General features: G+C 50.7%; 14 protein-coding genes. 5 read left to right on the forward strand and 9 right to left on the reverse strand.

Features of this window, described 5'->3' with window-relative positions:
- Positions 1–99: 99 nt before the first annotated feature.
- The 6 genes from L975_RS10750 to L975_RS10775 form a co-directional block, all read right to left on the reverse strand.
- Positions 100–543 (reverse strand): hypothetical protein, encoded by a 444-nt coding sequence (locus L975_RS10750; protein WP_052181418.1) that lies wholly within the window; start codon positions 541–543, stop codon positions 100–102.
- A 446-nt stretch (positions 544–989) separates the two neighbouring features.
- On the reverse strand, positions 990–1,451 hold the full coding sequence (locus L975_RS10755) for an isoprenylcysteine carboxylmethyltransferase family protein (RefSeq protein ID WP_047708598.1): 462 nt from the start codon (positions 1,449–1,451) through the stop codon (positions 990–992).
- Between the two features lie 114 nt (positions 1,452–1,565).
- Complete coding sequence (locus L975_RS10760) at positions 1,566–2,051, reverse strand: GNAT family N-acetyltransferase (protein WP_047708600.1); 486 nt, start codon at positions 2,049–2,051, stop codon at positions 1,566–1,568.
- 100 nt (positions 2,052–2,151) lie between these two features.
- Positions 2,152–3,051: a class A beta-lactamase gene (gene bla / locus L975_RS10765; protein ID WP_047708601.1), complete on the reverse strand. Its 900-nt coding sequence runs from the start codon at positions 3,049–3,051 to the stop codon at positions 2,152–2,154.
- An 83-nt stretch (positions 3,052–3,134) separates the two neighbouring features.
- Positions 3,135–3,581, reverse strand: a complete 447-nt coding sequence (locus L975_RS10770; protein ID WP_047708603.1) for a GNAT family N-acetyltransferase — start codon at positions 3,579–3,581, stop codon at positions 3,135–3,137.
- 38 nt (positions 3,582–3,619) lie between these two features.
- Complete coding sequence (locus L975_RS10775) at positions 3,620–4,135, reverse strand: GNAT family N-acetyltransferase (protein WP_047708605.1); 516 nt, start codon at positions 4,133–4,135, stop codon at positions 3,620–3,622.
- Between the two features lie 557 nt (positions 4,136–4,692).
- Between L975_RS10775 and katG the strand changes: the two genes are divergently transcribed.
- The 3 genes from katG to L975_RS10790 all read left to right on the forward strand — a co-directional run bounded on the left by katG (position 4,693) and on the right by L975_RS10790 (position 8,276).
- Positions 4,693–6,870, forward strand: a complete 2,178-nt coding sequence (katG, locus tag L975_RS10780) for a catalase/peroxidase HPI (RefSeq protein ID WP_047708607.1) — start codon at positions 4,693–4,695, stop codon at positions 6,868–6,870.
- A 221-nt stretch (positions 6,871–7,091) separates the two neighbouring features.
- Entirely contained in the window at positions 7,092–7,658 is a 567-nt protein-coding gene (locus L975_RS10785; RefSeq protein WP_047708609.1) for a beta/gamma crystallin-related protein, read from the forward strand.
- A 336-nt stretch (positions 7,659–7,994) separates the two neighbouring features.
- Positions 7,995–8,276 carry a hypothetical protein gene (locus L975_RS10790; protein ID WP_010863499.1) on the forward strand — a complete coding sequence of 94 codons (282 nt, stop codon included), beginning with the start codon at positions 7,995–7,997 and terminating at the stop codon, positions 8,274–8,276.
- Between the two features lie 119 nt (positions 8,277–8,395).
- Here the strand turns inward: L975_RS10790 and L975_RS10795 are convergent, their stop codons facing one another.
- Both L975_RS10795 and L975_RS10800 read right to left on the reverse strand, forming a co-directional pair.
- Positions 8,396–10,843, reverse strand: a complete 2,448-nt coding sequence (locus L975_RS10795) for an ABC transporter permease (protein ID WP_047708612.1) — start codon at positions 10,841–10,843, stop codon at positions 8,396–8,398.
- Positions 10,844–10,978: 135 nt separating this feature from the next.
- On the reverse strand, positions 10,979–11,668 hold the full coding sequence (locus tag L975_RS10800; RefSeq protein ID WP_047708613.1) for an ABC transporter ATP-binding protein: 690 nt from the start codon (positions 11,666–11,668) through the stop codon (positions 10,979–10,981).
- On the opposite strand from L975_RS10800, the gene L975_RS10805 reads away from it, so the two are divergent.
- Positions 11,667–12,275 carry an arylesterase gene (locus L975_RS10805; protein WP_047708614.1) on the forward strand — a complete coding sequence of 203 codons (609 nt, stop codon included), beginning with the start codon at positions 11,667–11,669 and terminating at the stop codon, positions 12,273–12,275. The genes L975_RS10800 and L975_RS10805 overlap by 2 nt on opposite strands.
- Before the next feature lie 74 nt (positions 12,276–12,349).
- Here L975_RS10805 and L975_RS10810 read toward each other — a convergent pair whose 3' ends face one another.
- Positions 12,350–12,838: a GNAT family N-acetyltransferase gene (locus L975_RS10810; protein WP_047708616.1), complete on the reverse strand. Its 489-nt coding sequence runs from the start codon at positions 12,836–12,838 to the stop codon at positions 12,350–12,352.
- Between the two features lie 237 nt (positions 12,839–13,075).
- Here L975_RS10810 and pfkB point away from each other — a divergent pair, with 237 nt between their 5' ends.
- Positions 13,076–14,008 (forward strand): 6-phosphofructokinase II, encoded by a 933-nt coding sequence (gene pfkB / locus L975_RS10815; protein WP_047708618.1) that lies wholly within the window; start codon positions 13,076–13,078, stop codon positions 14,006–14,008.
- The last annotated feature ends 111 nt before the right edge of the window (positions 14,009–14,119 follow it).

Consider the following 14,119-nt stretch of genomic DNA (forward strand, 5'->3'; position numbering starts at 1 on the left):
AGTTAGCAAACGATGAGTAAATAAACGGATACATATTGAAACATTCGGTATCAACTACGGAGGCGCAGAACCACCGTAGTTGAAAACAAGAGTGACGTATTAACTGACTCGACGCTCTTGCCTATCTCTCTCATCGGCTATACGGATCAAATCAAAAATTGCCCGTTCGCTAGACAACGGCTTAACAGAAGCAGCACTGAATGCCGCACGGTGAGAGTTTGTTTTTCGACGTAGGATATCTTTCACGGTGATCAATCCAATCCCCGTTCGCTCCGCTATCGTTTCAGCGGAATACCCTAACATTTGTAGGTGATAGATACCTTCAAGAATACCTCTTGAAAAGGTCATTCTGTCACCCAAAAAAACCTGTGCGATTTCAGGTACAGAAATATCAGAGACTTTTACCGGTTTTACTGCGGGACGAAACCCCGTCCGCGTTCTGGCTCTCGCTGCGGCATTTTGCCGATCTAAGATTACTGCGGTGTAGTCACATCCATCATCATGCATGCCGACGCCACCAATCCCATGTTTACTTACCAGCATTATGCCCTCCTTACGGATAGCCCGGTATGTCGGAAGCCCGCATACCCACAGTTGCATTAGAGATGTCGGAACCAAGAGAACGTTGCCCTCTTGCATCTCCCCAGTTTTATGCGCAATACCTCCGCTCTGTCATGCTCCGTGTTGCCTCTGATTTCGGTATATCAAACCCTGAAAACAAAAACCAGTATCAGGATGTGAGATTAATCCACGATCCTTAAAAAAAACGCATTATGTTGTGTGAGTGCTGAAAAATTAATCTTGATAAGCAGACAGTTAGCCACTTCGTAGACTAGATAAAGCTGAATCTACCCCATCAGAGGTAGCGCTGTAGGCACAAAGAATAAAGGCAGCGCTACATGCACTGCCTTTACTCGTATGAAATTTTAGTATGGAGGATGTTACCTAACACATGCCAGCGTCTGCCGCACAGTAGACTGATAAGGCGCTTATAACCAACGCCTCACTAGTACTTTATACAACTCAAATTGCGCGCCAAACAGGGCCTGCATCGCCCGCTCTTCTGGCTTAATCTGAAAACGGGTCATGTAGCTAACAAATACGGCTACCCCAGCTAACGCGATGACTGAATCCAGATACAATGCCCAGGCCACCAGCCAGAGGGCTAAACCGGTATACATTGGGTTGCGAGAATATTGGTACACGCCGCCAACCACCAAGGTAGATGCCGTTTCCGGTTTGAGTGGATTTACCGTGGTCTGTGCACGCTTAAACGCTATCACACCGCCAATTCCCAGTAATATGCCCATAGCGAACAACACAATCATGAGCGCGATACGCAGACCATGCGGCAACGGAAAATGCCCGGGTAAAAATGACAGTAACCCGATCAGCAAGGCGGCACTCGCTGCAATCAATGGTGGCGGGATACGATTATCTAAATTTGGCATGCTTGCTGTTCCCCTTTCCCCAGATATGGCGCCAAAAACCTGTTTTCTGCGATTGAGCGTGATGGTTCGAGATAATCGCACAAAAGTGACAGTGTCACGTAAATACCTATTGGGTTACGCCACAATATCGGTACGAGATGCGGGTATAAACTGCATCACGGACACCGGTTTGTTAGCGTAGCTTTCCTGTTTGATTTCTTGCCAGCCCATACTTTGATAAAACGCTTGCTGATCTTCCGTGAACAAAAACAGCGGCTCATCACTCTGTTTACCGTGCGCACTCATCACATGATGCACCACTTTACGCCCCAGCCCTAACCCGCGCTTATCTTGCTTAATAAAGACATTCGCCAGCCAAGGTGTGAGTTCGCGGTTGGTTTCCATATCGTGTTGCAGCACCGCCGCAGTGCCCGAGAGTTCACCTTGATGGAAAATCAGCCACGTTGACGGTACCGCGTGCTCCCCCAGAGATTCGCGCAGGTCAGCGGCAAAATCATCAAGGCTGCGCTCAGGGTATAGCGAATGCCATTCATCGAAATGCCAGCGAGCAATATGGTCAATCAGGTGTGGATGTGCACTCAGGCATTCAATTTTTATCATAAACTCAACACGTTCGGTTTATATAAGCGGCATGCAGTACAAAATACAGACAAAAAGGCAGCCATGCTGGCTGCCTTCGTTATTGCGGTAATAATACCGGTTAGCGGGTCAAAAATGTATCAAATATGCTTTTGCCGATAGTTACAATCGCGGCATTACGCTCATCAAAGGTCGCTTCGGTTTGCGTCAGGTAGATAGAGACAAACATCGGCTCTTGTTGCGCAGACCAAACCAACGCGGTGATCCCACGGGAGCCAAAACCACCCGCACCAGAGCGATCGGCGATCTGAACGCCTTGAGGCAGCACGGAGCGCAACAACCCATCCGCCACTTTATTATCTTGCATCCACGTTTTCAGCTGCTGACGTGAAGCACTAGATAAGGTCTCGCCGAGCACCAATGTGTTCAAGGTGTGGTTAATCGCATTCGGCGTGGTGGTATCCCTCGGATCGTTTTTGGCCGCTTCATTGAGTGTTGGCTCATTGCGATCCAATCTTGTGACATTGTCACCGATTGACTGCAAGTATGCTGTTAGCGCAGCAGGACCACCGATTTTTTCAAGCACCAAGTTGGCGGCGGTATTATCACTGGTTTCCATGGTTGCCTGACACGCCGCTTGTAACGTGATATCCGTACCTGCCAGTGGACGCAATACCGGCGAATACTCCATGAGATCTTCACTGCGAACCTTAACGGTATCGTTCAATGCCAATTTACCCGCATCAACATCCGACAGCATTTTAGCGCAAGCCAACGTTTTAAACGTACTCATCATCGGGAAACGCTGGTCGCCGTGGTAATTCCACACCACGCCTTGACTCGGGATAAATACAGATACCCCCACTCGTGCCCCTAATGTCTGCTCCACCGATTTCATTTGCGCGGATAACGCCGCAGTATCCTGTTCCTTAACCAAGGAGTTCTGCGCTAAACCCGCGAATGACCAGCAAGAAATCACTACCGCAGCGGCGCGAAAAAAAGTCCGACCCAATACTTTCATGAACAAATTCCATGTGTAAATTTATGTATTATGTTGATTTATTTAAATTAAATTTAGAGTAACTCAATAAACTATAACAGCACTCAACATGCTTGCAGCATGCGCTGAAACAGGATTTTTCCTTCCCCACATTCTGGCACTAACGCATTTTCTTCGTAGCCGACAATGTTGTAGCCGCTGGCAATCAGCAACTGCAACATCGCCGGATAACGATTCATCGATTTCACCTTCACGCAGTGATACCCCTGCGCGCGCGCCCACGCTTCTTGCACTTGACGCAGTTCGCTAGCGATCCCCTTGCGACGATATTCTGGCAATACACCGCCTAGCCAACTGTAAAACTCACGCTCGGAAATCGCATAGCCCAGTTTGTAGGCAACCGCTCTTCCCTCCGCTCGCGCAATTAAGATCAGCGTCGGCTGACCAGCCAAACGCTCTTCTAATAGTGCACGCGTTGTCCGGCCATCAAATTCGGGGATCCCCGCATCTACCTGCAGCACATCATCTAAGGTGCCGATCTCTATCTTCATTGCACGTGTCCCTAATCATGTTATGTGTGAGGCGCGTGTTAGCGCGGCTGCAGTGTACGCAGATAGAGATTATTTTCCGATCCATACATTGCGATGGTGCCATGAGGCGCAAACCCCAAGGCGGTAAGCAGATGATTAGATGCAATATTGTCGGGCAATGTAATGCCTAACACTTGGTTGACGCCATGCTGTTCACGCGCATTGTCTAACACGGCCAGCGCCGCTTCCTTTGCATAACCCTGACGCCAGTGCGCCGACAAGAAGGCATAACCCAGATCGGGCAAATCCAACTCGTTACGCTGTAACAGGCCACACATCCCCACAGGGGTACCGCAGGCTTTAAGCTCAACCAAATTCAAACCAAAACCATGTTGCGCGTAAGAGGCTTGTGGCCCGTGCTGAATATAGTTCAATGCACTTGCCGTATCCCGAACCTGTTTGTCACCGATATATTGCAAAAATGCCGGCTCATTCAGCAAGTGCTGGATAAATGCGGTATCGGCATCGGTAAAATGACGCACTCGCAACCGTGCGGTTTCACAAACAATATGCATCTTGAATAACCCTGTTCTATCCCTAAAAAACGCACTATAAGCGGATTACGTGGCTGACTCCAGCATCCTATCCCGCGCTTAGCCATTCTCTTTTCTCGTGGTCAATTACGCGCATATCCAGATTCCGACAACCACCGTTCAATCAGCACAACATTCCTTGTAACAGATTAAAACACCGCGACTTATAGCAAATCTAAAGAAGCTGCACCGCATAACACTTTTGGTTATACAGCAGTGTTAGCGTTTCGAGGTTGTGCTACACAGGGGTGACGGCATGTTTGTGATAGCGCCATCTAAATGGTGGAGTGTCGTCAGCAGACTGGCCACTCTCTACCTATACTTGCAGTGTTTTTATGTACATGCACATCAGCGTAACGTTGTTTGCGCCTTCGCAAAGTATGCAGGCAAGAAAGCGTTTTGATGTTCTGCATAATGATTTCAGCTATGGCTGAACATGCGCTTCAAACCTAGGGCTCAGAGGCCCTTAGCGTTGATGAGTGTTGGCATGTTAACCATGGCAGCAATGCGTTTCATACTGGAAATGAACAGGAGCTCATATGGAAAATAAACACAGCACCCCTTCCGGAAAATGTCCGGTCATGCATGGTGCGTTGACCTCATCCGGTTCAGCCAATACCAACGCAGATTGGTGGCCTAAAAGCCTGAATCTGGATATCTTGCACCAGCATGACAGCAAAACTGACCCGATGGGCGCTGCCTTTAACTACCGCGAAGCCCTGAAAACACTGGATGTGGAAGCTCTGAAAAATGATGTTAAAGCGCTGATGACCGACAGCCAACCGTGGTGGCCAGCGGACTGGGGACATTACGGCGGTTTAATGATTCGGATGGCATGGCACTCTGCGGGCACTTACCGTACTGCCGATGGCCGTGGCGGCGCAGGACACGGTAACCAACGTTTTGCCCCTATCAATTCATGGCCTGATAACGTCAACTTGGATAAAGCCCGTCGACTGCTGTGGCCAATCAAGAAAAAATACGGAAACAAGATTAGCTGGGCTGATTTGATTGTTCTCGCCGGTACCATGGCTTATGAATCAATGGGCCTGAAAACCTTTGGTTTTGCGTTTGGTCGCGAAGATATTTGGCATCCTGAAAAAGATGTGTACTGGGGTTCGGAAAAAGAATGGCTGGCCCCCAGCACCGCCAAAAATAGCCGTTACTCCGGTGAACGCGATCTGGAAAACCCGCTCGCCGCGGTGATGATGGGGCTGATTTACGTTAACCCTGAAGGGGTGGATGGTCAGCCAGATCCACTGAAAACCGCACATGATGTGCGCGTCACCTTCGCACGTATGGCGATGAATGACGAAGAAACCGTCGCGCTTACCGCTGGTGGCCACACCGTAGGGAAATGTCACGGCAATGGCTCTGCCAAAGATTTAGGGCCAGCACCAGAAGGTGCGGAGATCGAAGATCAAGGTTTCGGTTGGCTGAATAAAACCAGCCGAGGGATTGGTCGCAATACAGTCAGCAGTGGACTGGAAGGCGCATGGACTACCCACCCTACCCAATGGGATAACGGCTACTTTGAGTTGCTGCTCAATTATGACTGGCAGCTGGCTAAAAGTCCGGCGGGCGCATGGCAATGGGAGCCAATCAACATCAAAGAAGAAGACAAGCCGGTTGATGTGGAAGACCCAAGCATTCGCTACAACCCCATCATGACCGATGCCGATATGGCCATGAAGATGGATCCGGAATACCGCAAGATCTCCGAGCGATTCTATAAAGACCCAGCCTACTTCTCTGAGGTGTTCGCCCGCGCATGGTACAAGCTGACTCACCGCGACATGGGGCCAATATCCCGCTATTTCGGACCCGATGTGCCAGCCGAAACTCTGCTGTGGCAAGATCCGGTGCCGGCTGGACGCACTGATTACGATGTGGCTGATGTCAAAGCACGCATTGTAGCCAGCGGCCTGTCTATCAGTGATCGCGTCACGACCGCATGGGACAGTGCCCGTACCTTCCGTAATTCAGATAAACGCGGCGGCGCCAACGGCGCACATATTCGTTTAGCACCACAAAAAGATTGGCAAGGCAACGAGCCTGAACGCTTAGCGCGCGTATTAGCGGTGCTGGAGCCGATCGCTGCAGCAACCGGTGCCAGTATTGCCGATGTGATTGTACTAGCCGGGAATTCAGCCATTGAGGAAGCGGCGAAAGCAGCGGGAGTGGCAGTATCAGTGCCGTTTGCTCCAGGCCGCGGTGATGCAACACAAGAGATGACCGACGTAGAATCTTTTGACGTGCTAGAGCCACTGGCTGATGGGTATCGCAACTGGTTGAAGAAAAATTATGTGGTCACTCCGGAAGAGTTGTTGCTCGACAGAACGCAACTGATGGGGCTGACTGCGCCAGAAATGACCGCACTGATGGGCGGCATGCGGGTATTAGGAGCCAACTACGCAGGCTCGGCGCATGGCGTATTCACTGATCGTATTGGCGTCTTGTCGACCGATTTCTTCGTCAACTTGACCGATATGAGCTACACATGGAAACCGGCAGGCGAAAATCTGTATCAGATATGTGACCGCGTAACCGGTGCCGTGCGCTGGACCGCTACCCGAGTGGATTTGGTGTTTGGCTCCAATTCCATTTTGCGGGCTTACGCCGAAGTGTATGCGCAAGATGATAATCATCCGAAGTTTGTTCATGACTTTGTCGCCGCATGGACCAAAGTGATGAATGCCGATCGCTTTGATATTTAATACTCTTAGCGAATAAATCGGCACTCCCGCCGCGTTGTGCTGGCCAGTGACATCAACATCACGGCCAGTACACCGCGGCATTTTTGTCTCTTTTAAATGCGTTTTCCCACCTCTTCGCTACTTCTTTTTCACCACAATTTGCCGCATATCACGCAGCAAACACTGGTCATTCGTATCTATTTATGCAATTCTCTCGCCCCATTTGTAATACAAGGTCATTTATGGTCAAGCAATTATCTGGGATTTTACTCCTCACGGTTGCCGGCTGCGCCGATGCATCGATTATCATCAATCAAAATATCGGGTTAGATCCGGTGTATGAGCCGGCCTCACGCCCTGCCTACCGTGAACGCATCTATGTATGCACCCTGACTCCATTCAGTGATGTGTACGCTGATGCAGGCCGCTCAGAGCGCAGCGCTCGCCACAAAGTGAGCCAACGCTGTGAACAAGGCCAAGGCAATGGCAGTATTTTCTGTAAAACCAAAGATGCCGTATGCACAGCCACCTCATTAGACGAGGATGATGGCCACGCACAAAACGTGTTGATGATTTTTGATGGCAGCCACCAGCGCGGAGCATCATTGGCGATTAGCCGTGATATGCCGGATCTTGCCCGTTATGGTTTCGCGGATCGGCTCTCTTCCTTCAGTATTCCTGATGGCTGGACTGTCCGTTTCTATGAAGGTATCAGCTACACCGGTGGCTACTACACCCGTCAGGGCGGTGATCAGGAAGCGATTGATTTTGATAATAAGATTCGCTCAATTCGCATTTTAAAGCGCTGATCGCTGATCTCAGAATGCGGGCCGCATTTTCAAGTTACAAGTTAGGTGTCGCCCGCGTTCAACATTATCTTTCACTCAAAACAAATAAACCTGCACACAATACAAACATTAAGCAACCGACGAAGACAATATCTTCCACTTCACAGAAAATAGACTATTTTGCATCGCTCGATACAATACACCGCTAAATTTGAGTGTTCGTTTGAATCCGATCAGCCTCTCAAACCAACCGTTTTCTGAAAACAGTTATTTTCAGAGACAAACAACCTAAATATACGCACAGCCTTCGTATTTTATGTGGGTGTTGTTAATGGGGAGAATGACTGGGGAGTATGCATGTCTATCAAACCTGATCGCATCACCGCGATGCAACAGATCATCGATGCGGTAAAAGCCGAATTCCCTTTGTATCAGCAAGATACCTTTACCTGTGGGCCGGATAACTCCTGTGTCGGATGTCCGAAAAAGCTGATGGATTTGGTCGATACTGAATTGCAATACTGGCAACACCAGCTAGATCGGGGGATCGCACCCGGCTTTGATGATCTCAATCAGTTCGGCAAAATGTGTAAAAACGTACGACGCGCGTTAGTACGCAATAATCGCATCACCGCCTAATGCGCATTACAGGTTAACAGCACAACGCCACTTCACAAAGCAAGGATAATGCGCTGCCCGGAATGACCGGACAGCGACACCTTCAGCATACGAATATTACGCGCGATATTCCCTACGCCTCACTGTAACTCTTGCCCTAAGCCTCGTAATCGTTCACTCAACGTACCGGCCAACAGCTGTCGGCGCATGCCTTGTCCGGTCAGTGTAATCAACACCGCGCCAAATAAAGGTAAGCCCAGCCAGATATCCCAATGCAGTTGCCATTGCCCATCAAACCACCACCACTGCAGCGCTAGCGAACTGAACTCTACCACGATGGCTGCGCACAAGCCGGCAAGTACACCGCTAGCCACCAACTCCCAACGCAACATGTTACCCAGCAAATGGCTTCCGGCCCCCAGCATACGCATCAATAAGAGCTCGCGACGGCGACTTGCCATACTGGCCTGCGTCTGCGTCAACAAGACCAGTAAAGCGGCAATGGTCACTAACCCCAGCATCAATGCCAATGCCCGGCTGACTTGCTCGGATACCCGCGATAAACGCGTGATCAAATCATCGACATCAATCAGGCTGACCGTAGGATGTTGACGGATCAGTTCAATTTCCGCTGCCCGTCCGCTCTCTGGTAAGCGATAGCTTCCGAGCCACGTGCGCGAGAATGGCGCCAGCAAATCGTCCGAGAAGATCATGTAAAAATTCGGACGCATGTTATCCCACTTGATGCTACGTAAACTGGTCACGCGCGCCTCGAAGCTGCGTCCTTCAATTGTGAAACCGAGCATATCGCCAAGTTGAATGTTTAGGCGCTTGGCTAATTCGCTATCGACCGAGACTTCTCCCTTACCTTGCAACCATTTGCCATTGGTCACCTGATTATCAGCCGGTAAGGTGCCCGTGGTGGTAAAATTCAGTTCTCGATCGACACCTTCGCGCCCAGTATCCGCCCCTTCGCCAACAGCTTCACCGGCAATATGCGTCAAACGCCCTCGCACCACAGGGTAAAAGTCCGACATCACCGCTCCGGCGGCGTGCAGCGCTTGCCCAATTGCATCACGCTCGCCCTCAGCCACATTGACCAAAAAGCGATTAGGCGCATCAGCCGGTAAACGGGCGGCAAACTCATCCAACAAGTCAGTACGCGCCGCCCACAGCAAACCGAGCAGCATTAACGCCAGCGCAAAACCGGCTAATTGAAACAGCCCACTGGCGCGCTCACGGGAAAGATGCGACAGCGCCAATCGCAAGGCATGTGGCCCTTTGATGCGTGCGCCCAAGCGAAGCAATAACGCAGCCACAGCAGCTAGCAGCCCCATCAATATGCCCATACCGCCGACTAACCCTAGTGCTAAGCGCACATCGGCGGTAAATCCCCAGACCAATGCAAATAGCCCAAGCAACCCGACAGGAATGGCAAACCAACTGGGAATACCGGCCTCCAGTTCGCGGCGCAATACCCGCAGCGGCGGTACTTTCAGCAAGCGTAAGAAAGGGATCAACGCCAATAATGCGGTAATGAAAAATGCCACCGCAATGCCTAGCGCAAAAGGCCTCCATGACGGCGCCGGCAAATCAGGAGGCAGCAGCTCACCGAGTAATTGCAAGGTCACCCACTGCATTGCGGTACCGGCTACCACGCCTAACAGCGCGCCCAGCAATGTCAGTGAAAACAATAAGCTGCCCATCAATTGCCATAAACTGGCGCGCGATGCACCCAAGGTTTTAAGCAGAGCCACCATGTTGGTCTGCCGCTCGGCAAAGTGCCGCACCGCAATCCCCATAGCCAGCGCACCGAGTAATACACCACACAACGAGGCTAATCGGAAAAAGCGTTCGGCATTGCCTAAAGAGCGCCCGACTTGGGATTCGGTGTCATCCGGCAAAATCCATTTTTGTCCGGCTTGTAACTGCGGGGTTAGCCAGTTGGCATAACGGTTCAGTTCTTCGGTTGTTCCTTTAAACAAATATCGCCATTGCTGACGTGACCCCGGTAACAAAGCGCCCGTCGCCTCAATATCCGCGCTATGGATCAAGGCGCGCGGCGCCAGTAAGAAAGGACTAAACCCTTGATCGGGTTCTTCTCCCAAAAGGCCTGCCACGCGCAACACGGTATTGCCAACCTCAATATCGTCACCGGCTTTAGCATCCAACAGCTGCATCACTCTGGCCGACAACCAGATTTCCCCTGGCTTTGGCGGCTGTTTAGGGGTTAACTCTAAGCGGCCATAGAAAGGAAAACCATCAGGCACAGCGCGGATTGAGGCCAACTGTAGCGCATCGCCGTGAAACAGCATGCTGTTAAAGCTGACGGTGGTTTGTACAGCTAATCCCTCTTGCGTTGCTTGCTGTAACCAAGCCGAAGGGATTGGCGTTGCCGTTCGCAATACGCGATCCGCGCCGATAAAATCACGCCCTGACGCTTTAAGCCCTGCCCCAAGGCGATCGGCCACCAGCGCCACGCTCAAAACACAGGCCACACTCAGAGCTAGTGCTAACACAAACCAACGCAGCTCACCGCTAAACCCTTCGCGGCGCAACAGACGCCAGCCTAATCGCCATTGCGTCATATGCCCATCCCTCCGCATAGTTCTTTATGGTGAAGACTAGCCGAATGTCGGTTTGCACGAGTTAGTGCAAGGGTTAGGCTCATTGTTAGGTGTATGGCCGGTTTTGGCGGTAAGGTGTGCGCAGAATTTTCGCGGTCATGCCGATACATCATGCCCCTCCAAATGGCCAGCAACCATCACGACCTGTCGCTGACAGCGGCTCGCCAATTCACGATCGTGGGTCACGACTACTAACGTGGTGCCATGTTCACGATTAAGGGCAAACAGCAACTCAATCACCTTTTCACCGGTCTTACTATCGAGATTACCGGTCGGCTCATCCGCCAGTAATAAACGCGGTCGCGTCATAAACGCACGCGCAATCGCCACGCGCTGCTGCTCCCCACCCGACAAGCGCGGTGGTAAATGATGTAAACGATCGCCAAGGCCGACGGATTCCAGTAACGCGCGAGCGCGAGGCTCACAATCGGTCTCGCCCCGTAACTCCGCCGGCAACATAACATTCTCTAGTGCGGTCATGGTGGGAAGCAGTAAAAATGACTGGAATACAAAGCCGATCTGCTCCGCCCGTAATTTCGCACGCCCTTCTTCATCTAGTTCGGTGAGCGATTGCCCTAAGATGCTGATGCTACCGACGGAGGGCAAATCCAACCCCGCCAATAATCCTAACAAAGTGGATTTTCCCGATCCGGAGGCGCCGACTAGCGCCACGGTTTCGCCGCTATTGACTTGTAAGTCAATACCTTCAAGGATAGTGAGAGTTTCTTGGCCAAGACGCACTGATTTGCCAAGGCCCCTGACAACAATAATGGGAGTTGAATTCATGGCACGTATCCTGTTTGCCTTGTGTTTATGGGTTTCATCCGTTCATGCCCAAACACTGCTGATTCTTGGCGACAGCCTCAGTGCCGGTTATCAAATGCAGGCAGAGCAAAGTTGGCCTGCATTGCTACAGCAAAAATGGCATTCCGAGGGCACCGACCACTCGCTGATTAATGCCAGTGTCAGCGGTGAAACAACGCAAGGTGCATTGAATCGCTTACCGGCTCTGCTTACTGAACATCAACCCGACTGGTTGCTGATTGAACTGGGTGGTAATGATGGCCTGCGCGGCTTTACCCCAGCCCTTGTGCGCCAAAACCTCACGCAAATGATTGAGCTGGCTAAAGCGCAACAGACTCACGTGGTATTAACCCAGATTCAACTTCCTCGCAACTATGGTGCACGTTATCTGAGACAGTTCGAGCAAATCTTCCCTGAGCTTGCCACGCAATACAGCCTGCCTCTGCTCCCTTTCTTTATAGAAGATATTGCATTAAAACCGGAAATGATGATGAGTGATGGGATCCACCCAACAGCCGAGGCGCAGCCACTGATCCGCGATAAAGTGGCTGCATTTATTGAGCCGCTGCTGGATCAAAAATCGCAGTAAATTCAGTGCTGCAATTTATAAAATGCTGTGATACGGGGGATGTACGACAGCAGGCTACACTTCCCCGTGTTCATTTAATTATTGATTTTCTTTAGCATCCAAACATCACAACCACAATGTGGCGTACCCGTTAGCGGTTGAGCTAAATGCTCAAATCCTAAAGATTCATACAGGGAAATCGCCGCATGCATGCTTTTTAAGGTATCGAGGTAACAGTGAGTAAACCCTTGCGCTTGGGCGAAAGACAAACATTGCTGCACTAATTGCCGCCCCAACCCGCAGCCTCGACCTTCCGGCAGTAAAAAGAGCTTACGCAGTTCACTGGTCTCTGTACTGTCATTAAATGGCGCAATGCCACAGCCACCCACCACCACGCCATCAATACGAGCTACCCAATATTGGCTTCGCATTGAAGCGCAGTAATGTTCACTCATATGCAGTACTTCGGCATCAGAAGGACCAAAACCGTCCCCAATTGCCCCAAACTCAGCGCCAACGGTTTTGATAATGTGGCAAATCACCGCATCATCATGTGGTGTGATTTTTTGGATAGATATGTTCATTTGCTTTCCCTGTCCGATTTTCCAAATTGATTGATTCATTTATACACGAAGCCGCCTGCTCAGGGATATCTCAACGCAACATCACACTCTTTTACATGTCAGCTCATCAGTTCTCGGTTATATGCTTTACTTAGATGCATAGCTTCTAGATACGCGGCTTATAGATGCACAGTTTCGCATCCGCCCCGCTCACGCACCATGTCGTGCGCTAATGACGACCATTATGGGTGTATTATCATGACCGAGATATTCACGTTAACGTTGTCTCCTTCATTAGACAGCGCAACCACCACGGCCAAAATGTATCCGGAAGGAAAACTGCGTTGTACCGCGCCGGTATTTGAACCGGGCGGCGGTGGAATTAATGTTGCGCGCGCTATCGTCTATCTGGGCGGTCAAGCTCACGCGATTTTCCCGATTGGCGGCCCCACAGGCGAGCATCTCAAAGAACTGCTTGATCGCGAAGGGATTCAGACCGAGACCTTAACCACCGCCGATTGGACACGGCAAAATCTGCATGTCCATGTAGACAGCAGTGGCGAACAATTTCGCTTTGTGATGCCAGGAGCGCAATTAACCCAATCCGAGTTTGACCAACTGGCTGAGCGCGTCAATGCCATACCTGCCGGTTCGATTCTGGTTATTAGTGGCAGCTTGCCTCCCGGCACACCGTTAGAAAAATTAATCGAACTGGTGCAACAAGCAAAAGCCAACGGCCTCCAGTGCATCATCGATAGCTCTGGCGATGCCCTAAAAGCGTGTTTAGATTTATGCGGTATTGCGTTGGTCAAACCGAACCAAAATGAACTCTCTGCACTGATTGGTCGAACTTTGGAAGATCCTGATGACGAGCGCAATGCAGCCAAAGAATTAGTGCAGTCTGGCGCCGCCGAACGCGTAGTAGTGTCACTCGGGCCACAAGGGGCACTCGCCGTAGACCGTGATCATTGCGTTCAAGTTGTGCCACCACCGGTGAAAAAAATGAGTACTGTTGGCGCAGGTGACAGCATGGTTGGCGCAATGACATTAAAACTATCTCAAGGCGCAGATCTCATTGATACCGTACGCTTTGGCGTCGCCGCCGGCAGTGCCGCAACGCTTAACCTAGGGACTCGTTTGTGTTCTTTGGAGGATACATTGCGGTTGTATGGGTATATTTGTAATGGTTAGGGGGAATTCGTTGGAGTCACCACCAAATAGGCTCGTTGAATCGCCACCAATTTCCTAGACACCTTTCAGTTAGATAAACTAACGCAAAGAGAGGTGCCTATGAGCGGTAAA

Origin of the sequence: Plesiomonas sp. ZOR0011, assembly GCF_000800945.1 — a bacterium.
Classification (GTDB): domain Bacteria; phylum Pseudomonadota; class Gammaproteobacteria; order Enterobacterales; family CAMTGL01; genus Plesiomonas; species Plesiomonas shigelloides.